General features: G+C 69.1%; 17 protein-coding genes. 12 read left to right on the top strand and 5 right to left on the bottom strand.

Annotation, left to right across the window (positions count from 1 at the left end):
• Positions 1–61: 61 nt before the first annotated feature.
• From ASD23_RS07750 to rhaI, 3 genes are read right to left on the bottom strand one after another with little or no spacing between them, the layout of a single operon-like run.
• Complete coding sequence (locus tag ASD23_RS07750) at positions 62–1498, bottom strand: rhamnulokinase (RefSeq protein WP_056009026.1); 1437 nt, start codon at positions 1496–1498, stop codon at positions 62–64.
• Positions 1495–3531 carry a bifunctional rhamnulose-1-phosphate aldolase/short-chain dehydrogenase gene (locus ASD23_RS07745; RefSeq protein ID WP_056009025.1) on the bottom strand — a complete coding sequence of 679 codons (2037 nt, stop codon included), beginning with the start codon at positions 3529–3531 and terminating at the stop codon, positions 1495–1497. The genes ASD23_RS07750 and ASD23_RS07745 overlap by 4 nt, the downstream gene beginning before the upstream one ends.
• 43 nt (positions 3532–3574) lie before the next feature.
• The gene (gene rhaI, locus ASD23_RS07740; RefSeq protein WP_056009022.1) at positions 3575–4741 is read right to left on the bottom strand and encodes an L-rhamnose isomerase; all 1167 of its coding nucleotides are present in this window, start codon (positions 4739–4741) and stop codon (positions 3575–3577) included.
• A gap of 104 nt (positions 4742–4845) precedes the next feature.
• On the opposite strand from rhaI, the gene ASD23_RS07735 reads away from it, so the two are divergent.
• Entirely contained in the window at positions 4846–5853 is a 1008-nt protein-coding gene (locus ASD23_RS07735) for a LacI family DNA-binding transcriptional regulator (protein WP_056009019.1), read from the top strand.
• Positions 5854–5934: 81 nt separating this feature from the next.
• Here the strand turns inward: ASD23_RS07735 and ASD23_RS07730 are convergent, their stop codons facing one another.
• Positions 5935–6615 carry a TetR/AcrR family transcriptional regulator gene (locus ASD23_RS07730; protein WP_082571302.1) on the bottom strand — a complete coding sequence of 227 codons (681 nt, stop codon included), beginning with the start codon at positions 6613–6615 and terminating at the stop codon, positions 5935–5937.
• Between the two features lie 184 nt (positions 6616–6799).
• On the opposite strand from ASD23_RS07730, the gene ASD23_RS07725 reads away from it, so the two are divergent.
• The 7 genes from ASD23_RS07725 to ASD23_RS07695 all read left to right on the top strand — a co-directional run bounded on the left by ASD23_RS07725 (position 6800) and on the right by ASD23_RS07695 (position 17350).
• Complete coding sequence (locus ASD23_RS07725) at positions 6800–8176, top strand: MFS transporter (protein ID WP_442854320.1); 1377 nt, start codon at positions 6800–6802, stop codon at positions 8174–8176.
• 52 nt (positions 8177–8228) lie between these two features.
• Positions 8229–10922 carry an alpha-L-rhamnosidase gene (locus ASD23_RS07720; RefSeq protein ID WP_056009013.1) on the top strand — a complete coding sequence of 898 codons (2694 nt, stop codon included), beginning with the start codon at positions 8229–8231 and terminating at the stop codon, positions 10920–10922.
• Between the two features lie 49 nt (positions 10923–10971).
• Complete coding sequence (locus ASD23_RS07715; protein ID WP_056009010.1) at positions 10972–12210, top strand: glycoside hydrolase family 1 protein; 1239 nt, start codon at positions 10972–10974, stop codon at positions 12208–12210.
• Positions 12207–13034 carry an SDR family NAD(P)-dependent oxidoreductase gene (locus ASD23_RS07710; protein WP_056009007.1) on the top strand — a complete coding sequence of 276 codons (828 nt, stop codon included), beginning with the start codon at positions 12207–12209 and terminating at the stop codon, positions 13032–13034. Before ASD23_RS07715 ends, ASD23_RS07710 begins: the two co-directional genes overlap by 4 nt.
• Positions 13035–13036: 2 nt before the next feature.
• Entirely contained in the window at positions 13037–13870 is an 834-nt protein-coding gene (locus tag ASD23_RS07705; RefSeq protein WP_056009004.1) for a sugar phosphate isomerase/epimerase family protein, read from the top strand.
• Positions 13871–13880: 10 nt separating this feature from the next.
• Entirely contained in the window at positions 13881–15623 is a 1743-nt protein-coding gene (locus ASD23_RS07700) for a family 43 glycosylhydrolase (RefSeq protein ID WP_056009002.1), read from the top strand.
• A gap of 230 nt (positions 15624–15853) precedes the next feature.
• Positions 15854–17350, top strand: coding sequence for an MFS transporter (locus tag ASD23_RS07695; protein ID WP_056008999.1), 1497 nt, complete (start codon positions 15854–15856; stop codon positions 17348–17350).
• A gap of 75 nt (positions 17351–17425) precedes the next feature.
• Here ASD23_RS07695 and ASD23_RS07690 read toward each other — a convergent pair whose 3' ends face one another.
• The gene (locus ASD23_RS07690; protein WP_082571301.1) at positions 17426–18790 is read right to left on the bottom strand and encodes a helix-turn-helix transcriptional regulator; all 1365 of its coding nucleotides are present in this window, start codon (positions 18788–18790) and stop codon (positions 17426–17428) included.
• On the opposite strand from ASD23_RS07690, the gene ASD23_RS07685 reads away from it, so the two are divergent.
• The 4 genes from ASD23_RS07685 to manD are packed head-to-tail and all read left to right on the top strand — an operon-like array spanning position 18789 to position 25166.
• Positions 18789–21038 (top strand): glycoside hydrolase family 2 protein, encoded by a 2250-nt coding sequence (locus ASD23_RS07685; protein ID WP_082571519.1) that lies wholly within the window; start codon positions 18789–18791, stop codon positions 21036–21038. The genes ASD23_RS07690 and ASD23_RS07685 overlap by 2 nt on opposite strands.
• Positions 21035–22432 carry a glucuronate isomerase gene (uxaC, locus tag ASD23_RS07680; protein WP_056008993.1) on the top strand — a complete coding sequence of 466 codons (1398 nt, stop codon included), beginning with the start codon at positions 21035–21037 and terminating at the stop codon, positions 22430–22432. Before ASD23_RS07685 ends, uxaC begins: the two co-directional genes overlap by 4 nt.
• On the top strand, positions 22429–23931 hold the full coding sequence (locus tag ASD23_RS07675) for a mannitol dehydrogenase family protein (RefSeq protein WP_056008990.1): 1503 nt from the start codon (positions 22429–22431) through the stop codon (positions 23929–23931). Before uxaC ends, ASD23_RS07675 begins: the two co-directional genes overlap by 4 nt.
• Complete coding sequence (manD, locus tag ASD23_RS07670) at positions 23928–25166, top strand: D-mannonate dehydratase ManD (protein WP_056008988.1); 1239 nt, start codon at positions 23928–23930, stop codon at positions 25164–25166. Before ASD23_RS07675 ends, manD begins: the two co-directional genes overlap by 4 nt.
• Positions 25167–25168: the final 2 nt, after the last annotated feature.

Genomic DNA, 25168 nt, shown 5'->3' with positions numbered 1-25168 from the left:
GTCGACGAACCCGGTCTCCTGGTCGGGACCCGGGCAGTCTGCCCGGGCCGACCGGCTGAGATCAGGTGCGGGGTTCGTAGCGCAGGGGCGGGAACGCGCGCGTGACCAGGCCGCGCAGCGATTCGAGGTCGCCCTTCGCGAATCCCTGCGCTCGCGCCTGCACGAGGACATTGCCGATCGCGGTGGCCTCGACGGGGCCGGCGAGCACGGGGAGTCCGGAGCGGTCGGCGGTGCGCTGGCAGAGCAGCTCGTTGAGCGCTCCGCCGCCGACGACGTGGATCGTCAGGACGTCGACGCCCGAGAGGATCGATGCCGTGCGCACGGTCGTCGCGAACGCCTCGGCGAGGCTCTCGACGATCGAGCGGGCGAACTCGGCACGGCTCGCTGGCGCGGCGAGGCCCCGTTCGGCGCACCACTCGGCGATCCTGCCGGGCAGGTCGCCCGGTGCCAGGAAGCGAGGGTCGTCGGCGTCGAAGACCGCGACGGGCACGGTGACGGATGCCGCGGCGGCGAGCAGCTCCGACAGGTCGATGCGATCGCCGTCCCGCTCCCACCAGCGCACCGACTCCGACAACAGCCAGAGGCCCATGACGTTGTGCAGGAACCGCACGCGCCCGTCGACGCCGCCCTCGTTCGTGAAGTTCGCCTCGCGCGCGGCATCCGTGGTCACCGGCTGCTCGAGTTCGACGCCGACGAGCCCCCACGTGCCGCACGAGATGTAGGCGGCCGACTCGGCGCGCATGGGCACCGCGACGACCGCCGAGGCGGTGTCGTGCGATCCGACCGCGACGACCTCGACGCCCGAGGGAGCGCCGAGTTCGGCGGCGACGGGGGCGCGCAGCGGGCCGAACCGCTCGCCCGGGCTCACGAGCGGTGCGAACACGGATGCAGGCAGCCCGAGCTGCTCGATGAGCTCGTCGTCCCACTCGCCCGATGCGACGCCGAGGAGGCCCGTGGTCGAGGCGTTCGTGCGCTCGGCCAGGCGGGCCCCGGTGAGCTGGAACCCGACGAGGTCGGGCACGAGGAGGAGCGAGTCGGCGAAGCCGAGCCATCCGCTCTCCCGCTCGGCGGCGAGCTGGTACAGGGTGTTGAACGGCAGGAACTGCAGGCCGTTGCGACGGTAGAGCTCGTCGAACGGCACGAGCTCGTGCACGGCCGCGACGCCCCGGTCGTTGCGGCTGTCGCGGTAGTGGAACGGCTCGCCGAGCATTCGGTCGCCGCGCAGGAGTCCGTAGTCGACCGCCCATGAGTCGACGCCGATCGACGAGACGCCCGGTTCGCGCCGGAACGCCTCGGCGAGGCCCGCGTTCAGGTCGCGGGTGAGGCCCGTGAAGTCCCAGTGCAGTCCCGACGCCAGCCGCACCGGTCCGTTCGGGAAGCGTGCGACGTGGTCGAGCGCGAGCGTGCCCGCGCGGCCGTCGACATGACCGAGGATGACGCGTCCGCTCGTCGCCCCCAGGTCGACCGCTGCGACGGAGCCCGCGCTCGAGCGGGTCATCGCAGGAAGGCGGCGGCGACGCCCGCGTCGACGGGGATGTGCAGCCCGGTCGTGTGCGAGAGTTCTGGCCCGGTGAGCACGACGACCGCGTTGGCGACGTGCTCGGGGAGCACTTCACGCTTCAGGATGGTGCGCTGGGCGTAGAACTTGCCGAGGTCCTGTTCCTCGATGCCGTAGGTCTTCGCGCGGTTCGCGCCCCAGCCCGACGCGAAGATGCCTGAGCCGCGCACGACGCCGTCGGGGTTGATGCCGTTGACCTTGATGCCGTACTCGCCGAGCTCGACCGCGAGGAGGCGCACTTGGTGGGCCTGGTCGGCCTTCGTCGCCGAGTAGGCGATGTTGTTCGGCCCGGCGAAGACCGAGTTCTTCGACGAGATGTAGATGATGTCGCCGCCGAGGCCCTGGTCGATGAGCACGCGCGCGGCGGCCTTGGAGACGAGGAAGGAACCCTTGGCCATGACGTCGTGCTGCAGGTCCCAGTCGGCCTCGGTGGTCTCGAGGAGAGGCTTGGAGAGAGAGAGGCCGGCGTTGTTCACGACGAGGTCGAGGCCGCCGAAGGCGAGCACGGCGTCGTCGATCGCACGCTGGATCGCCGCGGCATCCGTCACGTTCGCCTGCACGCCGATCGCGACATCTGTGGTGCCGAGCTCGGCAGCGGCGGCCTGCGCCGTCTCGAGGTCGAGGTCGGCGATGACGACGCACGCGCCCTCCGCCGCGAGGCGGGTCGCGATCGCCTTGCCGATGCCGGATGCCGCGCCCGTGACGAGGGCGATGCGGCCCGCGTGCGGCTTCGGCTTCGGCATGCGCTGGAGCTTGGCCTCCTCGAGCGCCCAGTACTCGATCGCGAACTTCTCGGCGTCGCTGATGGGGGAGTAGGTCGAGAGCGCCTCGGCGCCGCGCATCACGTTGATCGCGTTGATGTAGAACTCGCCGGCCACTCGGGCGGTCTGCTTGTTCGCGCCGTAGCTGAACATGCCGACACCCGGGATGAGCACGATGAGGGGGTCGGCGCCGCGGATCGCGGGGCTCTCGGAAGTGGCGTGGGCGTCGTAGTACGCCTGGTAGTCGGCGCGGTACGCCTCGTGCAGTTCCTTCAGGCGGGCGACCGAGTCCTCGATACTGGCCGATGCCGGCAGGTCGAGCACCATCGGCTTGACCTTGGTGCGCAGGAAGTGGTCGGGGCAGCTCGTGCCGAGCGCGGCGAGGCGCGGGTGCTCGGCGCGAGCGAGGAAGTCGAGCACCTCGGGGGCATCCGTGAAGTGACCCACCATCGGGCGGTCGTGGCTTGCGAGCCCGCGAATGGTCGCGGCCAGCGCCGCGGCCTTCGCGCGGCGCTCGGCGGGCTCGAGCGGCTCGTACCCCTCCAAGACGGAACCGAACGCGTCGGCCTTCCCGTGCTCGGCGATGTAGGCGGCGGCCGTGTCGATGATCCACAGCGAGTTGCGCTCGGACTCCTCCGAGGTGTCGCCCCAGGCGGTGATGCCGTGCCCGCCGAGGATGCATCCGATCGCCTGCGGGTGCTGCGCCTTGATCTCGGCGATGTCGAGCCCGAGCTGGAAGCCGGGGCGGCGCCACGGCACCCACACGACCTGGTCGCCGAAGATCTGCCCCGTCAAGGCCTCGCCGTCGGCGGCGGTCGCGATGGCGATGCCCGAGTCGGGGTGCAGGTGGTCGACGTGTGCCGCGTCGACCAGGCCGTGCATGGCCGTGTCGATCGAGGGGGCCGCGCCGCCCTTGCCGTGCAGCGTGTAGTCGAACGCGGCGACCATCTCGTCCTCGCGGTCGACGCCCGGGTAGACGTCGACGAGGGCCCGCAGCCGGTCGAGGCGCAGCACCGCGAGGCCCTGCTCGGTGAGCGTGCCGAGGTCGCCGCCCGAGCCCTTGACCCACATCAGCTCGACGGGCTCGCCAGTGACCGGGTCGGTCTCGGTGCCCTTCGCGGAGGTGTTGCCGCCCGCGTAGTTCGTGTTCTTCGGGTCGGCGCCGAGGCGGTTCGACCGCGCGATGAGGTCTGCTGCTGCCTGGTTCGTCATGAGGAGGTTCCTTCGGTGGTGCGGAGGGTGGTCGATGGGAGGCTCAGGCGCCCCAGCCGGCCTGCACGCCGCCGACGCGGTCGGCCGCGATCTGCTGCAGGTAGCCGGATGCCGCGAAGGCGGCCATGGGATCGGCGGGCAGGCCACGCGACTCGCGCCATTCGGCGAGGGCCGGGCGCACGTCGGTGTAGAAGGCGTCCATGAAGATGCGGTTGGCCTCGAGCACGTCGCCCGAGACCTGTGCGGCACGAAGCGCCTCGGTGTCGACGAGGAGCGCGCGCGCCGTCATCTCCTGCACGTTCAGCACCGAGCGGATCTGGCCCGGCACCTTGTCCTCGACGTTGTGGCACTGGTCGAGCATGAACGCGACATCCGGGTTGTTCAGGCCGCCGCCGCGGATGACCTCGAAGAGGATGCGGAACAGCTGGTACGGGTCGGCCGCGCCCACGATGAGGTCGTCGTCGGCGTAGAAGCGCGAGTTGAAGTCGAACGAGCCGAGCTTGCCGAGTCGCAGCAGCTGCATGACGATGAACTCGATGTTCGTTCCCGGCGCGTGGTGGCCGGTGTCGAGGCAGACCATGGCCTTGTCGCCGAGCGCGGCGACCTGGGCATAGCTCGTGCCCCAGTCGGGAACGTCGGTGTGGTAGAACGCCGGCTCGAAGAACTTGTACTCGAGCACGAGGCGCTGCTCGTCGCCGAGGCGCGCGTAGATCTCCTGGAGCGACTCCTGCAGGCGGTCCTGGCGGCCGCGCAGGTCGGCCTGGCCGGGGTAGTTCGAACCCTCGGCGAGCCAGATCTTCAGGTCGCGCGAACCGGTCGCGTGCATGATGTCGATGCACTCGAGGTGGTGGTCGATCGCCTTGCGGCGCACAGCGGCGTCTTCGTGGGTGAGGGCGCCGAACTTGTAGTCGTCGTCCTGGAAGGTGTTCGAATTGACGGTGCCGAGCTGAACGCCGTGCTCCTCCGCGTGGGCCCGGAGCGCCGAGTAGTCGTCGACCTTGTCCCACGGGATGTGCAGTGCCACGGTGGGCGCGAGCGCCGTGAACTTCTGCACCTGCGCGGCATCCGCGATCTTCTCGAAGGGGTCGCGGGGCGTACCCGGCGTCGCGAACACCTTGAAGCGGGTGCCCGAGTTGCCGAATGCCCAGCTCGGGAGTTCGATCGCCTGCTGTTCCAGGGCGAATCGGGTTGTCGAATGGAAGGTGACCATGTGTTGGCTCGTCTGACTTGGCTCGAAGGTGGAATGAAACGATTCAATGGAAGTATGATCATGCGTGCCGGTTGTGTCAAACGAGCCGGGACCCGGGGGTGGCGATGGCAGTCAGTGTGCGAGAGGTCGCTGCAGCGGCGTCCGTCTCGGTCGGAACCGTCTCGAACGTGCTCAATCGCCCCGACAAGGTCGCACCCGCGACCGTCGAACGAGTCCTCTCGGCGATCGACGACCTCGGCTTCGTCCGCAACGACGCAGCACGTCAGCTCCGCGCCGGCCGCAGCCGCTCGATCGGACTCGTCGTACTCGACGTGCGCAACCCGTTCTTCACTGAGGTCGCCCGCGGCGCCGAGGATCGTGCCGACGCCGACGGACTGACCGTGCTGCTCGGCAACAGCGATGAAGACGCAGCCCGCGAGAGCGCCTACGTCGCCTCCTTCGAGGAGCAGCGCGTGCACGGCGTGCTCGTCTCACCGATCGGCGACGATCTGGCCCGGCTCCGGCGTCTCCGCGAGCGAGGCGTGCCGGTCGTGCTCGTCGACCGCGTCGCTCCCGACGGCGTCCTGTCCTCCGTCTCGGTCGATGACGTCGCGGGCGGACGACTGGCCGCAGCTCACCTGCTCGGCCTCGGGCGGCGGAAGCTCGCCTTCGTCGGAGGCCCTTCGGGAATCCGGCAGGTCGCCGATCGAATCGAAGGTGCCGGGCTCGCCGTCGACGACGTGCCTGGTGCGTCGCTCGAAGTGATCTCGACCGAAGCGCTCACCGTGCTCGAAGGGCGTGCCGCGGGGATGGCCGTGTTGGAGCGCGCGGCAGGCGACCGACCCGACGCGGTCTTCGCTGCGAACGACCTGCTCGCCGTGGGGCTGCTGCAGGCGCTCGTGATGCACGGCGAGTTGCGAGTGCCCCAGGACATCGCGCTCATCGGATACGACGACATCGACTTCGCGGCTGCGGCGGTCGTGCCGCTGAGCTCGATCCGCCAGCCTGCTGCGCTCATCGGTCACACGGCCGTCGACCTGCTCCTTCGAGAGGCCGCTGATGCCGAAAGGTTCTCGGCGGAGCAGATCGTGTTCCAACCGGAACTCATCGTGCGGGCGTCGACCATCGGCTGAGGTGGATCTCGGAGAAGAGCAACGTCATCGACCAGTCGGCATCTCGGCTCCAGTACGTCGGCATGACGAACGCCGACGAATTCACGTCCGGTCGTCGTCGGTGACGAACAGTCGCATGAAGGTCTCGAGGAGCGGAAGGGTCGGCCGGCTCGGGTCGAGGAGCGCCTGGATTCGCAGGCCGTCCATCATGGCCATCATCATCGTGACCTTCTCGTCGGCGGTGACCTCTTCGCCGGTCGAAGCCGTCGGCAGTCGTCCGCTCGAGAGGTGCGAGCGCATCCGTTCGCGTCGAGCGATGAAGAACTCGTGCGCGGGGTGTTCCGGATTCGTCGCCGCGACGGTGATCGCGAGCCAGTTGCGCTGATGTTCGGGGTGGGCGAACTCGTCGGCGAGCACGGTCGAGAGCACGCGTTCGGCCGGAACCTGCGACTGCATGATGCGGTGCGCGAGTTCTTCGTCGTCGGCATCGCGTTGGGCGAGGGCGGCGAGCAGGAGTTCGTCCTTGCTCGCGAAGTGACGGAGCAGCGCAGCGTGCGTCACCTCGGCCCGAGCGGCGATGTCGCGGAGGGACGCTCGCTCGTAGCCGTGCTCCGCGAAGCTCGCGAGCGCGGCGCGAACGATCTCGGCGCGCCGGGCGGGCGTCTTGGAGTACGGGCCGCGTCGCGAAGGGCGGGACGTCCCCGATGTCGTCGGGGTGTCGGCCACGGGGCTCGCGGCGCCCGATGGTCGATCCGTCGGCGCGACGGCCGTCGATCCCTGCATCGCTTCTCCTGTTCCCGGTTCCACCGTCCCAGTCTGGCAGTCTCGCCGGTACTGTCGACTTGCCAATTGTAACCGCCATGGTTACAGTTGCCGTCAAGTAACCACGGTGGTTACTTTTGGGTGGTTACCCAGCCGAGTGCGCGTACGATCGCGTGGTCGGATTCACCCCGATAAGGAGTCAATGGTGACGAAGAACGAGCCCGACGCAGAGCAGCTCAGCGCCGTCGGCATCGCCGCGAGCGTGCCGATCGGCGTCGCGGCACAGTCCGATCTGGATGCCACGACGCGCGACGTCGCCGATGGCGAGGTCGGCACCGGACTCGAGCCGACGCAGCTCATGAGCAAGGGGTACATCTTCTGGCTCATGCTGGCGAGCTTCGGCGCGTCGATGGCGATGATGGTGCCGCTGTCGTACGGCATCGCGGTGCGGATCACCGAACTCGCCCCCGGCCACGAGGAGGTGCTCGGATACATCACGGGCATCGCCCAGGTCGCGTACCTGGTGATCAGCCCGCTCGTCGGGATCTGGAGCGATCGAACCCGGTCGCGGTTCGGCCGACGGTCGCCGTTCCTCTTCCTCGGCACCGCGATCGGTCTCGTCGGTCTCCTCATCATCGGTGTCGCTCCGAACCTCCTCCTCGTCGGCGCCGGCTGGATCTTCGGCATGGTGGGCTGGTCGATCGCCGGAGCGGCCCTGCAGACGTTGCAGGCCGACAAGCTGCCGGAACAACAGCGCGGTCGCGTCTCGGCGCTGACCGGACTGATGACGCAGATCGCGCCTGTGCTCGGTATCGGGGTCGCCTATGCGGTCTCGTCGAACACGCTCCTCGTGTTCCTGGTTCCTGGCCTGATCGGCGCGGTGCTGATCGTCCTGTTCCCCCTCGTGAAGCCGGAGGGCAGCTCGAAGGCCCTCGCGCCGACCACCCAGGTCACCGCCAAGTCGGTGTTCATGAGCTACGGCTTCAGCATCCGCAAGTACCCGGACTTCGCATGGAACTGGCTCGGCCGTTTCGTCTTCTTCATCGGCCTCTACTTCAACACGACGTTCGGCACCTTCTTCTACGCCCAGCGACTCGACATGCCGGTTCGCGAGGTCGCCGGGGTGGTCGCCACGGTCGGCATGGTCGGCGTGCTGGCCGCCACGATCGGTGCACTCGTCGGCGGCTTCCTCTCCGACAAGCTGCAGCGCCGTCGCCTGTTCGTGATGATCGCCGCCGTGCTCTTCGTGATCGGCGCGGTGCTCGAGGCGACGGCCTGGTCGCTCCCGCAGATCATCGCCGGTGCCGTGACCATGCAGCTCTCGATCGCCGTCTTCGCCACCGTCGACCAGGCGATCGTGTTCGCGATCATCCCGGAGCGCAACGAGGCTGGCCGCTACATGGCCGTCATCCAGTTCGCGCAGAAGATCCCGAGCGCGATCGCTCCGATGCTCGCCGGCCTGGCGATTACGATCGGCGCGGTCGGCGGCGAGAAGAACTACACCCTGCTGTACCTCGTGGGCGGCGTCTTCGCCCTCATCGGCGGCCTCATCATCCTGCTGAAGGTGAAGTCGATCCGCTAGCGACCGACTCGCCCGACGAACGACGAACACCTCCGAACGGAATCGATCGACCATGCGCAGCGCACCCTACGACCTCGGCGTCGACAGCGGCGGTGACGGGTTCACCGTCACCGGGCCGGCACCACGGCTCTCGTGGAAGGACCCGGTGGATCGCGACATCCGCTCGGCCTATCTCGTGGAATCGATGATCGGTCGTGCAGAGCCGATCGCCGCCGAAGTGACCGGGCGGCGCCTGGTGGCCTGGCCGTTCGAGGCGCTCGGCAGCGGGCAACGGGTGCGGTGGCGTGTGCGCGCCGCCGCGCCCGAGGCCGGCTGGTCGGAGTGGAGCGAGTTCGAGTCGGGCCTCTTGGACGCGGATTGGTCGGCGTCGTGGGTCTCGCCGGTGGAGCCGGAACTCGGCTCGGCTGAGGACGCCGGGTACGGGAAGCGCGCGGCGCACGTGCTCGCCGGTCGGTTCACGATCGACGCGGACCCTGTCTCGGCCCGCCTGTACAGCACCGCACTCGGCGTGTACACGGCGGCCGTCAACGGCGAACGCGTCGGCACGATCGAGCTCGCGCCCGGTTCGACGTCGTACGACCGGACCCTCTACGCGCAGGCATCCGATGTGACGGGAGCGCTGCGCGTGGGGGAGAACCGGATCGAGATCGTCCTCTCCGACGGCTGGTACCGCGGGCAGGTCGGCGCGTTCCGGTTGCCCGCCGGATGGGGGACGGTGATCGGAGCCCGCGCGGAACTGCACCTCGAGTTCGCCGACGGCTCCCGCCGGGTCGTCTGCAGCGATGCGAGCTGGACGAGCGCTCGTTCGGTCATCACGAGCGCCGACCTGATGGGCGGGCAGACCCTCGACCTCTCGGCGCCCGTGGGCGATGCCGCGTCGGTCCTGGTCGATGTCGTGGCGGCGCCGGCCATCGACTGGTCGCCCTCGCCGCCGGTCCGGGTCATCGAGACGCGGATACCGCACGAACTCCGGCAGCTCCCGAGCGGAGCGTGGATCGCCGACTTCGGCCAGAATGCGTCCGGATGGATCAGACTGAGCGATCTCGGTTCGCCGGGAACGCGCACGGTGATCGAATTCGGCGAGGCCCTCGACCGTGACGGCGACCTCTCGACCAGTCACCTGGATTCGGAGCGCCCGGGCGAGGCGCCGCTCGCCTTCGTCCAGCGCGATGAGGTCGTGGCGGGCGAATCCGGTGGTGCCGACGCTGCGTTCGAGCCCCGCCACACCGTGCACGGGTTCCGCTACGCCCGGATCACCCGATCGGACGACGGCCCGCTCGCGCCGGAGTCGATCGAGATGCGGATCGTCCACACCGATCTCGAGCGCACGGGCACCTTCGCGTGCAGCGACGTCGAACTCAACCGCCTGCACGAGATCGCCGACTGGAGCTTCCGCGGCAATGCCGTCGACGTGCCCACTGATTGCCCGACCCGCGAGCGGCTGGCCTGGACCGGCGACTATCAGGTCTTCGCCCCCACCGCGACGCGTCTCTACGACGTGCACGGCTTCAGTCGCAAGTGGCTGCGCTCGGTGCGCGACGATCAACTGGACGACGGCCGCATCGCGAACTTCTCGCCCGACGGGCGCCGCATCAAGCACCACCTCGACGACCAGTTCGCGATGATGACCGGTTCATCGGGGTGGGGCGACGCGATCGTCGCCGTGCCCTGGGAGCTGTACCTGTCGTACGGCGACGAGCAGGTGCTCGCCGAGAACGTCGACGCGATGGTCCGCTGGGTCGAGTGGGCCCTCGAGCAGGCGCGCTCGACCCGTCACCACGCCCGCGTGCAGGCGTCGCCAGAGCCTGAGCCGTTCGAGCGGTACCTCTGGGATGGCACGTTCCACTGGGGCGAATGGACCGAACCCCGGGAACGCGCGGCCGACGGCACCCGCATCGACCCGATCAAGCACAACCCGATGGCGTGGTTCATGGCCGACAAGGGCGAGGTCGGCACGGCCTACCTGTACCGCTCGACCGCGACACTCGCGCGGATCGCCGAGATCCTCGGCCGCACCGACGACGCCACCACCTACGCCGTCGCGGCGGATCGCGTCGCCGACGCGTGGCGCCGGGCGTACCTGCACCCCGACGGCACCACGTCCATCGACACCCAGGCGTCCTACGTCCGGGCCCTGGCCTTCGGACTCATCCCGGAAGACCGCCGCGAACGCGCGCTCGACCGGCTCGTCGAGCTGATCCGTGATGCCGGCACCCACCTCGGCACCGGCTTCCTCGCGACCGGCGACCTGCTCCCGGTGCTCGCCGACGGAGGCCGAGCGGATGTCGCGTACGAACTCCTGCAGCAGCGCACCGCTCCGTCGTGGCGGTACATGCTCGACCGCGGCGCCACCACGGTCTGGGAGGACTGGGAGGGCATCGACGAGCACGGCGACGCCCATGAGTCCCTGAACCACTACAGCAAGGGCGCAGCGATTCGGTTCCTGCACACCCACACGCTCGGCCTCCGACAGGAGGAGGGCTCGATCGCGTGGGAGCAGCTCGTCATCGCTCCCGTTCCGGGCGGCGGTGTCACCTGGGCTCGCGGCACGCACGAGAGTCCGCAGGGGTCGATCGCCGTCGAGTGGCGCATCGAAGGCGAGCGGATGCATCTGAGCACCGAGATCCCGTCGGGAACGACCGCTCGCGTGGTCATGCCCGACGGCACCGAGCACCGCATCGGCGCCGGGCGGTTCGAGGCATCCGCTCTCTTGCCCATCACCCAGGCCGTGCCGATCGCCGGCTGAAGACGTGAACTTCCGACTTCCAATCTCAACGAACGAGAGGACCGATCCCATGACCGCCTTCCCCGATGGATTCCTCTGGGGTGCCGCGACCGCGGGCCACCAGATCGAGGGCAACAACGTGAACAGCGACTGGTGGGCGCGCGAGCAGATGATGCCCGGAATGGAGCTGTCCGGCGACGCCGTCGACAGCTACCACCGCTACCGCGAGGACATCCAGCTGCTCGCCGACGCCGGCCTCACGTCGTACCGGTTCAGCCTGGAGTGGTCGCGGATCGAACCGGTGCGCGGGCACTTCTCGAAGGCGGAGCTCGCGCACTACCGCCGGATGATCGAGTTCTGCCTCGAGCTCGGCGTGACACCGGTCGTGACGCTGCAGCACTTCACCACGCCGCAGTGGTTCGCAGCGCTCGGCGGATGGGACTCGCCGGAGGCGGAAGAGCTGTTCTGCGCATTCACGGAGCAGGCGTGCACGATCCTCGACGGCGTCGAGTGGGTCGTGACGATGAACGAGCCGAACATGCAGGCCGCGATCATGACGGCGATGCGGCACCTCGCGGCATCCGGCGGAAGCTGGACCAGCCCCACGGTCGAGGCCGAGGGCGACCAGGAGCAGAAGCAGTCGCACAGCGACTTCCTGACGTACGCCGACCCCGAGATCGGTCGCATGTTCACCCGCATCCACCACGCGGCACGGGAGATCGTCCGCGCACGCACCGGTGCCAAGGTCGGATGGACGATCGCGGCCGGCGCGCTGACCGCGGCGCCGGGCGGCGAGGAGAAGCTCCTGCAGATCCGGTACGGCAAGGAGGACGTCTACTGGGAGGGCAGCCGCGGCGACGACTTCGTCGGCGTGCAGGCGTACTCGAGCCAGCAGGTCGATGCGAACGGCCTCGTGCCGCACCCGCCGCACCCCGACAACACGCTCGTCGGCACCTCCTACCGTCCGGATTCGCTCGCCATGGCGGTGCGCCATGCATGGGAGGTCAGCGAGCACACCCCGATCGTGATCACCGAGAACGGCATCGCGACCGCCGATGACACCCAGCGCATCCGCTACACCGACGAGGCGTTGCGGGGACTCGCCGGCACCATCGCCGACGGCATCGACGTGCGCGGCTACCTGCACTGGTCGCTGCTCGACAACTTCGAGTGGGGCCACTGGGAGCCCACCTTCGGACTCATCGCAGTCGATCGCGACACCTTCGCACGTACGCCGAAGCCGAGCCTCGCCTGGCTCGGGCAGGTCGCTCAGCGCAATGCGCTCGAGGCGACGGAGGCAGCGGCATGACCGGGGCGTTCGCGGATGTCTCCGCCGTCGCACTCGCCGACCTCCTCTCGCTCCACGGCCGCCGCGCCGTCGTGACGGGCGGCGCGCAGGGCCTCGGCCTCGCGATCGCCGGACGACTGGCCGAGGCCGGCGCCCAGGTCGCGATCGCAGATCTCGACCTGGACCGTGCTGCCTCCGCGGCGGCCGGCATCGCCGAAGCTCGCGGCGCTTCGACCATCGGCGTGCAGATGGATGTGTCCGACTCCGCGTCGGTCGAAGCCGCCACGTCGCGGGTCGTCGCCGAATTCGGCGGCGTCGACACCTGGGTCAACAACGCGGGGGTGTTCCCGAGCGCGTCGGTGCTCGACATGAGCGATGAGCAGTGGGACCACGTGTTCGCGGTCAACACCCGCGGCGTCAGGAACGGCGCCCGGGAGGCCGCCCGCCGCATGGTCGACGGCGGCGTCATCGTGAACGTGATCTCGACCGCCGGGTTCCGGGGGACCGCTCCGGGTCTCGCGGCGTACGTCGGCTCGAAGCACGCCGTGCGCGGCATGACGAAGCAGATGGCGCTCGAGCTCGCGCCGCGCGGCATCCGCGTGCTCGGCGTCGCACCCACGTTCGTACCGACCGAGGGCAACATGGCTGCCGCGGCGGCGGCCCTCGCCGCCATGGGCGACGCCGGCATCGATGCGTCGAACATGCCCTCGGCGATGTCGCAGAGCCTGATCGGGCGCGTCGGAACTCCCGACGACATCGCCCGCGTGGTGCTCTTCGCGGCGAGCGACCTGGCGACGATCATGACCGGCAGCACCCTCCTCGCGGACGCCGGCGAGACGATCTGATGATGGCGCAGGCCATCGCACCCGCAGCGCTCGTCAGCGTGCAGCTCTACTCCGTGCGCACTGAACTCGCAGATCTCGATGCCGCGGTCCGGCGGCTCGCGGCGGCCGGCGCCGACGCGATCGAGCCGTTCTCCGCCTACGACCGACCGGCCGAGTTCTCGGCGGCAGCGGCGGCGAACGGGCTCGCGATCCCGACGGTGCACGCGCCACTGCTCTCCGACGAGATGCAGTACGGGGGGCGGGCGGTGCCGGTGCCTCCTGCCACGGCGGCATTCGCCGCGGCAGGGGCACTCGGCGCATCGCTCGTGATCGATCCGATGGTGGCAGCCGAGCGCTGGCGCACCGCCGACGACGTCGCCCGCACCGCCGATCGCATGAACGCGGTCGTCGAAGCGGCGGCCGCGGAGGGACTCCGCGTCGGCTACCACAACCACTCGTTCGAGTTCCATCACCGCATCGGCGACCTGACGGCGTACGAGTACTTCGTCTCGCTCCTCGACGAACGCGCCGCGCTCGAAGTCGACGTGTACTGGGCGGCGGCAGCGGGGGAGGATGTCCCAGCCCTCGTCGGGCGGCTCGGGTCACGTGTGCATGCGCTGCACCTGAAGGACGCGGCGCGGGCAGTCGACGTCTTCGCCGATGCCGGCGACTACGACCCCGCCGTGCTCGGCCAGTGCGCGCTCGGCAGCGGGAACCTCGAGATCGACGCGATACTCGCGGCCGCACCCGGCGACTACCTCCCGGTGGTCGAGTTCGACCATGTGGACGGTGACGTCTTCGAGGCGATCGCCCAGTCGATCGTGCACCTGCGGGCGACCCTGTCGCAGGCCGACTGAAAGAAGCCCGATGACCCGCGTCGTCTGCAACCCGCTCGATCTCGCCTACCGCTATCAGGACGTGCGGACACCGTTCGCCGGCCGTAGCGTGCACCGTGAGGCGGCCGATCCCACGGTCGTCTTCTACCGCGACCGGTACTACCTGTTCGCCTCGATGACTCGCGGCTTCTGGTATTCCGACGACCTCGTCGAGTGGACGCTCCGCCCGAGCGAGAAGATCCCGGCGGTCGACTACGCGCCCGACGTCCGCGAGGTCGACGGCGCGCTGCTCTTCACGGCGTCCCGTCGTTCGAACGGCCGGTTCTTCCGCAGTGTCGATCCGATGGCCGACGACTTCGAGGAGATCGCGCCGAGCGACATCGCGTTCTGGGATCCCGACACGTTCCAAGACGACGACGGCCGCCTCTATCTCTACTGGGGATGCTCGCACAAGGAACCGATCCAGGGGGTGGAGCTCGATCGGCAGACCTACCAGCGGATCGGCGACCCGGTGCCGCTCATCGCCGCGGACACGTCGAACCGCGGCTGGGAGCGCACCGGCGACGACTACGTGCCCGTGGTTCGCCGCGGCCTCATGGGCAAGGTCATGGACGCCTACATCGGGGACGCCCCCTTCATCGAGGGCGCCTACGTGAACCGGGTCGATGACCGCTACTACCTGCAGTACGCCGGGCCGGGCACGCAGTTCAACACCTACGCCGACGGCACCTACGTCGGCGACGGCCCGCTCGGTCCCTTCGACTACGACCCGCACAGCCCGTTCTCGTCAAAGCCCGGGGGATTCATCACGGGTGCCGGTCATGGCAGCACCTTCCAGGACCGGCACGGCAACTGGTGGCACGTCGCCACCATGCGCGTCTCGGTCAACGCGGACTTCGAGCGGAGGATCGGGCTGTTCCCGGCCGGGTTCGACGACGACGGCGTGCTGTTCTGCAACCAGAACTTCGCCGACTTCCCGATGAACGTGCCCGATCGCGCGTTCGACCCGTGGACCGAGGCATCCGCCGGCTCGATGCTGCTGTCCTACCGGGCTGCGGCCACAGCTTCGTCATCGCTGGTGGGCCATGCGCCCGCGCTCGCGACGGACGAATCAGTGCGCACCTGGTGGGTCGCGGAGAGCGACCGGCCGGGGGAGTGGCTTCGGCTCGACCTGGGTGCCGAGGCAGACGTGCACGCCCTGCAGGTGAACCTCGCGGACCACGACGTCGCCGCGCGTGCCCCGAAGCGTCGGGACCTCGCAAAGGCCACGTTCGGCAGGCGCGCCGTGTTCCCGGACTCGCAAGCGACCGGGATCCGCGTGGAGCTCTCGCTCGACGGAGTCGAGTGGAGCGTCGTGCACGACACGATCGGCGCCGGCACGGATGCGCCGCACGCCTTCATCACCCTCCCGGAGGTGCAGCGAGCACGGTTCGTCCGCGTGACGGCCGGTGAGATGCCGTTCGGCGGGCCGTTCACGGTGAGCGGTCTGCGAGTCTTCGGCGTCGGTGAAGTGCCGCTGCCCGGTGTCACCGACGTCCGGGGCGAACGGCGCGACGCGCGCACCGCCTCGCTGCGTTGGGACGCCGCATCCGGCGCCGTCGGCTACAACGTGCGTTACGGGATCTCGCCGGAGAAGCTCTATCACTCGTGGCTCGTGTACGACCGCACCGACCTCGAGATCGGATCCCTGAACGCAGGTCACTCGTACTGGTTCGCCGTCGACGGCTTCAACGAAGCGGGCGTCACGCCCGGCATCGTCAATCGGCTCGACTGACCCGCGTCCGCGTTCGAACCGATGCTCCGCGATGACCCTCGTCGCGGAGCAGATCAGCGACCTTTGCCGTCGTCCTTGCCCGGCGTGCACCGCGTGCCGAATACCTGCTGGATCCGCTGATCTCGTTCTACTGGCGGATCGCAGTGCTTGCCTAGTGTTGCCCTCGGCTCATGAGGTGGCCGACGGAACGACCGTCGGCCACCGGAGCGGAATCCGAAGGAGCAAACGCAATGGCGCGTAACCCGAAGCAGACGGCCAGCGAGGCAGACGGCGTGTCCTACCGCCGTGCCCGAACCTGGGAGATCGCGCTCTCCCAGATGAACAACGGCTCGGCGATGATCTTCTACACGCTGGTCGGCCTCATGAGCTACGTGCAGAACGCGGGCTACGGCATCGCGGTGGCGGCGGCGGGCATCATCCTCACGGTCACGCGCGTCTTCGACGGCCTGATCGACCCGGTGCTCGCGCTCATCATCGAGCGGGTGACCTTCCCGTTCGGCAAGCTCCGCTTCTTCATGCTCGGCGGCTGGCTGATCCGATCGCTCGCGATCCTCATGCTGTTCGTCTGGGCCCCAGACACCGGGCTCGGCGCGGTGTTCTTCATCGCGATCTACCTCGTGTACATCGTCGGCTCATCGATGAACGACATCGCCGGCCAGATGACCGGACCGGTGCTCACGAACGACCCCCGACAGCGACCGACCGTGCAGGTCTGGTCCACGGTCTACGCGTACTTCGTCCCCGCGATCTTCTCCATCGTGTCGACGGTCGTGTTCCTCCCGAGGCACGGCAACCGGTTCACCGTGGAGATGCTCAGCGAGACCGCGATCACCTTCGTGGCGTGCTCGCTGGTGTTCCAGATCCTCGCCTGCATCGGCGTGACCCGGATCGACAAGCCCGAGAACTTCGCCCACCTCACCGATGCGCGCGCGAAGGCCGACGTCTCGATGCGCGACATGTGGAACCTGCTGACGAAGAACGGGCCGTTCCAGCGCTACCTCATCAGCGGGGCATCCGACAAGCTCGCCCAGGTCGTGAAATCGCAGGCGGTGATCGCCACGCTCATGTGGGGCATCCTGCTCGGCAACATGCAGCTCGGCTCGGTTCTCGGCCTGATCGCGATCCTCCCGGGCATCGTGTTCGCGATCTTCGGCGCCCGGTACACCGGGAAGTACGGCTCGAAAGCCGCGACCGTGACCTGGACCTGGATCTGCCTCGTGCTGGCCGTCGTCCTGACCGTGTTCTGCCTGTCCGTCGACATGGGGTCGATCCTCGCCAGCCTCCCGCTCACGATCGCCTTCTTCCTCGTCTACCTGCTGCTGAACGGGGCATCGATGGTGGTCACCGTCGCGTCTGGCACGATGCGTGCGGACGTCATCGACTACGAACTGGACCGCACCGGCAAGTACCTGCCGGCAACGGTGACCGCCACGTACAACATCGTCGACCAGATCATCTCGTCGCTCGGAGCGACGCTCGCCCTCGGAGCCGTTGCGCTGATCGGATTCACCACGGTCATGCCCCAGCCGACGGACAGCCCGACCACTCCGATCCTGGTGATGAGCCTGGTGCTGTTCTTCGGCCTTCCGATCCTCGGCTGGGCGTGCACCCTGGTCGCGATGCGCGGCTACAAGCTCACCCGTACCGAGATGATCGACGTGCAGAAGCGCGTTGCAGAGCGCAAGGGATCGCTCGCGTCGACGGAACTCGCGGACGTCGCCGTCTGACCTCGCCGCTCACCGGGGTCGCGGGTGCGAGAACCGCGGCCTCGGGGATCACGCGCCGCAGTCTCGGCCCGCGCGTCATTCGGCGTGAGCGCCGCGATAGGCCGACGGGGTCATGCCGTGCGCGGCACGGAACACCTTGACGAAGTAGTTCGGGTCGTCGTAGCCCACGAAGAGCGCGATCTCGCGAACGCTCTGCGAGGTCGTGGCGAGCAGCCTTGCTGCACGCTCGGCTCGAGCGTGGGCGGTGTAGGCGGCGACGGTGAGCCCCGTCTCGGTCTTGAATCGCCGTGCGAGCGTGGATGCCGACACCCCGAGACGCTCCGCGAGCTCCGTCGTCGAGACATGATGGCTGAGATGCAGGTCGATCTCGTCGGTCACCTGCCGAACCAGCTGGGAGTAGCTGCGCTGCCGGTGGCGGCGCACATGCCGGCAGAAATCGGTGACCATCTGCGCGGTGAAGCCGACGGTGCGTCGCGCATCGACGGAATGGCCGATCCGGTGCAGGCGCTGCGCGTACTCCTGGGAGATCGCGTCGATGGTGGCCGGTGGCAGGCCGCCGCGCTGAGCCGCGACCCGTGCCATGATCCGCAGGATCGTCGTGCCGAGGAATGGGGTGTTCAGGTAACTGATCGTCTGCGGCATGCCCGCGAGTCGTTGCAGGGCGCCGAGCGCCTGGTCTGCGTCGCCGTCGGCGACCGCGTCCATGAAATCGCGCTCCAGCCGATACCGTTCCTCGATCACCGTGAACGACGCGGACTGCGGTGCCTCCCCGTACCCCGGCGCGATCGTCCCACCCTCCGCCTCGACCTGATGGAGGCCGCCCAGCAGATCTTCGCTCCCGGCTGCGTGCAGCAGCGCTGCGGCTGCTCGGTGCGCGTGCTCAGCGTCCACGATGGCGTACCGGGTGCGGTAGAGCTTGTACACGGGCAGGTGTGCACTGGGGATGCCGAGCCGGCTCATCGCCTCCTCCGCCACTCCGGGATGCATCGGTTCGTGCGTGTACGGGCCGATGAGCAGCAACCGGTCATCCCAGCGCACCATGACCATGGCCATCCCGAGCGGTTCGAGGATCTCATGGACGATCTGCGGAGCCATGTCCCGCACGAACCCCCGGAGCGTCGTGGCGGTGAAGGCCGGCTGGATGCGGGGGTCGAGGCAGTGCGCGGCCTCGAAGGCTTCGAGGGTGGCTGCGATATCGGTCGTGACGACCACGGGGCAACTGAGCACTTCGGCGAGCACGCCGCTGACCGCCTCGAGCGGCCTCTCGGCCTCGGTCTCCGACGTCGTCGTCATGTGTTGGACCCTTCGTCGAGCCGTGCAATCTGTGCCGAATCGGTGCTGAACATGCGTAATCGATTCTATCTCTCCCCGCGAGGGTATTCGTACCGTAGTGGTGCCCCCGGCGCGCGCCGGTGCCATCTCGCCGAAGGAGATCCCCATGACGTCGACTGCCGCTTCCGCCTCCCGACGGGTGGAGCCGCTCCTCACCGGATGGGCGTTCGCGCCTGTCGAGCTCCCGTCGACCGCGGGGTGGGAGGACGTCGCCGCGGCGGGGGAGCAGGTCGCCCTGCCCCACACCTGGAACGCGGTCGACGGGCAGGCCGGCGGCGAGTATCGTCGCGGGCGGTCGACGTACGCGCGACTCGTCAGCGCAGGAACGGGCGACGTCGAGACCTGGGTGGAGTTCGCGGGCGTGAACTCGTCCGCCGAGGTCTACCTGGGCGGGCTACTGCTCGCCCGACACGACGGCGGCTACTCGACCTTCCGGGTGAATCTGACCGAGGGGCTCGCCGACGGCGCGGCGACCCTGCTCGTGATCGTGGACAACGCCGCGAACGAGCGGGTGTATCCGCAGCAGGCGGACTTCACGTTCTACGGCGGCATCTACCGCGACGTTCACCTCATCACCGTCGGTCGCGAGCACTTCACGCTCTCCGAGCACGGCGGCCCTGGCCTGACCATCACCCCGAAGCTCGACGGCGACCGGGCTGAGGTGGCGCTCCGTGCCGGTGTGGCGGACCCGGCCACCGGTGTCGCCACGGGTGTGCGCTTCACCGTCGACGGGGAGGCCGACCTCATCGTCCCCGTCGTCGACGGCGAGGCGAACGCCAGCGTCTCCATCGAGCATGTGCGCCGCTGGCACGGTCTTCGGGACCCGCACCTCTACGCCGCTCGTGCCGAGCTGCTCGCGGGCGGCACGGTGCTCGACGCGGTCGAACTGCGTTTCGGTTGCCGGGAGTTCGCGGTGGACCCGCAGCGGGGCTTCCTCCTGAACGGCGAGGAGTACCCGCTGCGCGGCGTCTCGCGCCACCAGGATCGCGAGGGCGTCGGCAATGTGATCACCGAGGAGATGAAACAGGAGGACCTGGGGCTGCTGAAGGAGCTCGGTGCGACCACCGTGCGGCTCGCGCACTACCAGCACGATCAGCGGTTCTACGACCTGTGCGACGAGGCGGGGCTGGTGGTCTGGGCTGAGATCCCGCAGATCACCGTCTTCCTCCCCGGCGCGACCGAGAACGCCCGTGACCAGCTCACCGAGCTGATCGTGCAGAACCGCCACCACGCGAGCATCATCAGCTGGGGCCTCTCGAACGAGATCACCCTCGCCGGATCGGGCGAGGACGTGCTCGCCGCGCATCGGGAGCTGAACAACCTCGCCCACGAACTCGACCCCACCCGGTTGACCGCGATGGCGAACCTGTTCCTGCTCGAGACCGATCACCCGCTGGTCGGGCTCCCCGACGTCATGTCGTACAACCTCTACTTCGGCTGGTACGTGGGTGAGGTCGGCGACAACGACACCTGGCTCGACGACTTCCATGCGGCCTTCCCGGAGATCGCGATCGGCCTCGCCGAGTACGGAGCGGACGCGAACGTGCAGTACCAGTCGGCCGCGCCAGAGAAGGGCGACTACACCGAGGGATACCAGGCGCTGTATCACGAGCACATGCTCGCGATGATCGACGAGCGGCCGTGGCTGTGGGCCACCCACGTCTGGAACCTCGCGGACTTCGGATCCGCCGGCCGTGATGAGGGAGGGCAAGCCGGACGGAACCAGAAGGGGCTGGTGTCCTTCGACCGCACGGTGAGGAAGGACGCTTTCTACCTCTACAAGGCCGCTTGGTCGAGCGAGCCCTTCGTGCACATCGCCGGTCGACGGCGGGCCGAACGAGCTGAGGATGCGACCGAGGTGATCGTGTACTCCAACCAGGGCGAGGTCGCACTGTCGGTGGACGGCGTCGAAGTCGGCACCGTCTCGGGCATCCGGGCGTTCCGCTTCAACGTGCCCTTGTCGGGCGAGCACGAGATCACCGCGAGGTCGGGCGGGCTCTCCGACACCATCGCGCTGCGCAAGGTGGACGAAGTCTCCGCGGCGAGCGTCATGCCCACCACGACCATCGCCAACTGGTTCGACGAGGCCGAACTGCCGAGCCCTGCCGGCTTCTTCTCCGTCCGCGATTCGCTCGCCGACATCAAGCAGTCCGAGGACGGTGCCCGCGTCATCGCCTCGGTACTCGAGGCGGTGTCGACCAGCCGCGGCGAGGTCGGCCAGGGCGTCGAGATCCCGCCGGCGATGCAGGCGATCGTCGACCGGATGAGCGTGGAGAACCTCATCCGCCAGGCAGGCGGCGTGCCCATCGAGGCGGTGGCGGCGTTGAACTCCCGGCTGAACCTCATCGCCAAGTGATCCAGGTGCACCGGGACTCCGCACGCCTGCTGCCGGTCGAGCCGTCGACGCGGGCGATCGCGCTCGACCTGTACGAACGCGTCGCTGATGCACCGATCATCTCCCCGCACGGGCACGTGCCGCCGTCGCTGCTGCTCCGCGACGAGCCGTACATCGACCCGGTGGCGCTGCTCGTCACCGGCGACCACTACGTGACCCGCCTGCTGCACGCCGCGGGCGTCGATCTGGCCGATCTCGTCGTTGATGCGTCGGCCGGGCGTGACGCACGCACGGTCTGGCGCACGCTCGCCGCGCACTGGCACCGCTTCGCGGGCACCGCATCGGGGTACTGGATCGAGGAGGAGCTCGACGGCGTCTTCGGCATCACCACACCGCTCGGCCCTGACTCGGCCGATGCCATCTTCGATCAGATCGCGGCCGCGTTGTCACGCCCCGGGTTCCGCCCGCGGGCGCTGTTCGAGCGGTTCGCGATCGAATTCCTCGCGACGACGGATGACCCGCTGGATGAACTCCAGGCGCATGCCGCCCTTGCGGCTTCGAACCTGAAGGGCCGGGTGGCCCCGACGTTCCGGCCCGATCGATATCTCGATCCCGACGTGATCGGGTTCGCGGGCAATGTCGAGCGGCTCCTCTCCTCGACCGGTCGACCAGGCGATTTCGCCGGCTACATCGGCGCACTCGAGGAGCGGCGCGCGCACTTCATCCGGCACGGCGCAGTCTCGGCCGATCACGGCGTCGAGGAACTGTTCACGCTCGACCTCGACCTGGGGGAGGCGGAGCGACTGTTCCAAGCCGTCATCGCGGGCACCGCGGACGGTGCTGAACGGCGTGCGTTCCGCGGCCACATGCTCGTGCAGATGGCGCGGATGAGCGTCGACGACGGCCTCGTCATGACGATTCATCCAGGCGTCGCTCGGAACCATTCGTCGGCGACCCTCGACCGGTTCGGACCGGACACCGGACATGACATCCCGGTCGCGACGGAGTTCACCCGCGGCATCCGACCGCTGCTGGAGAAGTACGGCCTGGAACGGGACTTCCACCTCGTGCTGTTCGCCGTCGACGAGACCGCGTATTCGCGCGAACTCGCCCCGCTGGCCGGGTTCTACCCCTCGGTCTACCTCGGGGCGCCGTGGTGGTTCCTCGACGCGCCGGACGCGATCGCGCGCCACCGGTCGGCAGTGACCGAGACGGCAGGGTTCTATCGTGGCAGCGGATTCATCGACGACACCCGCGCGCTGCTCTCGATCCCTGCACGCCACGACACCGCCAGGCGCGTCGACGCCGGCTTCCTGGCCCGGCTCGTCGCGGAGGGCCGGGTGCGACTCGACGCCGCGCAGCGCATCATGGACGACCTCGTCGGCGCGATCCCACGTGAGGTGTTCAAATTGTGAGCGGCGCAGCCAACGAGCTCAGCCCGGCCGCAGCCGAACGGACCGCAGTCCGGCTGTCCCGGGCAGCGGCGCACCTGCCGACGCCGCCGGAGCGGATCGTGCACCTCGGCCTCGGCGCGTTCCACCGCGCGCACGAGGCCTGGTACACCGCGCGTGCCTCCGACGCAGATCGGTGGGGCATCGTCGCATTCACCGGGCGCAGCCGCGACCTGGCCGAGCGGCTCGACCCGCAGGACGGCCTGTACACACTCGTGGAGCGCGGCGCCGATGCCGACCGGTTCGAGGTCGTGCCGAGCATCGTCCGGGTGGAGGCGGGCGACGATGTCGCCGCGTTCGTCGCGGCGGTCGCCGACCCGCAGATCGCCATCCTCACGCTCACGATCACCGAGGCGGGATACCGACTCGCCGCCGACGGCACCCCGGACCTGGCCGATCCAGACGTGGCATCCGACCTGGAGCTCCTTCGGGTCGCGCTCGCGGCGGGCCCTTCGGACGGCTCGGATGCGGTCACCGCGAACGCAGCGCCGGTGACCGCGCTCGGCCGAATCCTGCTCGCCCTCGATGCGCGCCGCAGAGCCGGTGCAGGCCCGATCGCGCTCGTCTCGTGCGACAACCTCCCCGACAACGGCGGCCTCCTGCAGCGCGCCGTGGCCGATCTCGCGGGGCGGGCCTCACCCGACCTGGCGGCCTGGCTCGCCCAGTCGGTGTCCGTCGTGTCGACCTCGGTCGATCGGATCACCCCTGCGATCGACGTCGACGCCGAATCCGCCAACGTGCGTGAGGCGACCGGATGGCGCGACGCCGCGCCGGTCGTCACCGAGCCGTTCGCCGACTGGGTGCTCTCCGGGCGGTTCCCGGCGGGCCGCCCCGACTGGGAGTCGGCCGGCGCCCGCTTCGTGGACGACCTCGAGCCGTGGGAGAACCGCAAGCTCTGGATGCTGAACGGTGCGCACACCGTGCTGGCCGCGGTCGGGCAGGTTCGCGGGCATGCGCTCGTCAGCAGCGCGATCGACGATCCGGTCTGCCTTCGGATCGTGGATGCGCTCTGGGACGACGACGCTCGGCAGCTGCCCGGCCTCGATCTCGCCCCCTACCGGGCCTCGCTGCTCGAGCGGTTCCGCAATCCGCGGATCGAGCATCACCTGGCGCAGATCGCGCAGGACTCGACGACGAAGGTCCGACTCCGCATCGTTCCCGTCGCGCTCGGTGAGCGGGATGCCGGCCGCACCGCCGACGGTTGCGCGACTGCTCTCGCAGCATGGATGCTCGGCGTCGGCCACGGCGTCGTCCCGGCCCCGGTCGGCATCGACTCGACGGCGGTGGGACCGCTCGACGCATCCGCTCGCCGTGCCCTGCTCTGCGCGCTCGACGAACGGCTGGCCGCCGACGAGCTGTTCGCGACACGTGTCGCGGCCGCAATCAGCGCGCTCGGCGCATCCGGCACTCTCGCATCCCTTCCCCTGCTGAACCACGAAACCCACGGAACGAGCCCAACATGATCATCGACAAGGCCGAGGTCGTCGTCACCAGTCCCGACCGCAACTTCGTCACCCTCAAGCTGACGACCGACGACGGCCTGACCGGCCTCGGCGATGCCACGCTGAACGGCCGCGAACTCGCCGTAGTCGCCTACCTGACCGAGCACGTCGTGCCGCTGCTCATCGGGGCGGATGCGTCGAGGATCGAGGACACCTGGCAGTTCCTCTACCGGTCGGCGTACTGGCGGCGCGGACCCGTCACCATGGCCGCGATCGCGGCGGTCGACATGGCGCTCTGGGACATCAAGGGCAAGGCCGCCGGAATGCCGGTGTACCAGTTGCTCGGCGGTGCGTCGCGCAACGGACTCATGGCGTACGGGCACGCCTCCGGCAAGGAACTCCCCGAACTGTTCGACTCCATCCGCTCGCACCAGGAGCAGGGCTATCGCGCGATCCGGGTGCAGACCGGCGTGCCGACGCTGAAGGCGATCTACGGCATCGCGGCGCAGGGCGCCGATGTCGGCGACGCGACCGTGCGCTACGACCACGAACCGGCGCGCCGCGGAGCCAAGCCGGTCGAGGAGGACTGGGACACCCGCGCCTACCTGAACCACCTGCCCGGCGTGTTCGAGGCGGTCCGGAACGAGTTCGGTCCGGACATCCCGCTGCTGCACGACGGTCATCACCGCATGACGCCGATCCAGGCCGCCCGACTCGGCAAGGACCTCGAACCGTACGACCTGTTCTGGCTCGAGGACTGCACCCCGGCGGAGAACCAGGAGGCGCTTCGACTCGTGCGCCAGCACACCACGACGCCCCTCGCGATCGGCGAGATCTTCAACACGGTGTGGGACTTCAAGGACATCATCCGCGACCAGCTCATCGACTACGTGCGCGGTGCCGTCACCCACATGGGCGGCATCTCACCGCTCAAGAAGACGCTCGACTATGCGGCGATGTACCAGATCAAGTCGGGCATGCACGGCCCGACCGACATCTCCCCGGTCGGCATGGCGGCGGCGATGCACCTCGGTCTGTCGATCCACAACTTCGGCATCCAGGAGTACATGCGGCACGGCTCGAAGACCGACCAGGTCTTCGAGCAGTCCTTCACGTGGAACGACGGCTACCTGCATCCCGGCGACAAGCCGGGCCTCGGCGTCGAACTCGACGTGGACGAAGCGGGGAAGTACCCGTACGCGCAGGCCTACCTGCCGTACAACCGCCTCCTCGACGGCACCGTCCACGACTGGTGACC

This window comes from Agromyces sp. Root1464, from assembly GCF_001427265.1.
GTDB classification, from domain to species: Bacteria; Actinomycetota; Actinomycetes; order Actinomycetales; family Microbacteriaceae; genus Agromyces; species Agromyces fucosus.
The sequence above is the reverse complement of the archived record's forward strand: the minus strand, read 5'-3'. Positions and strand labels throughout refer to the sequence as shown.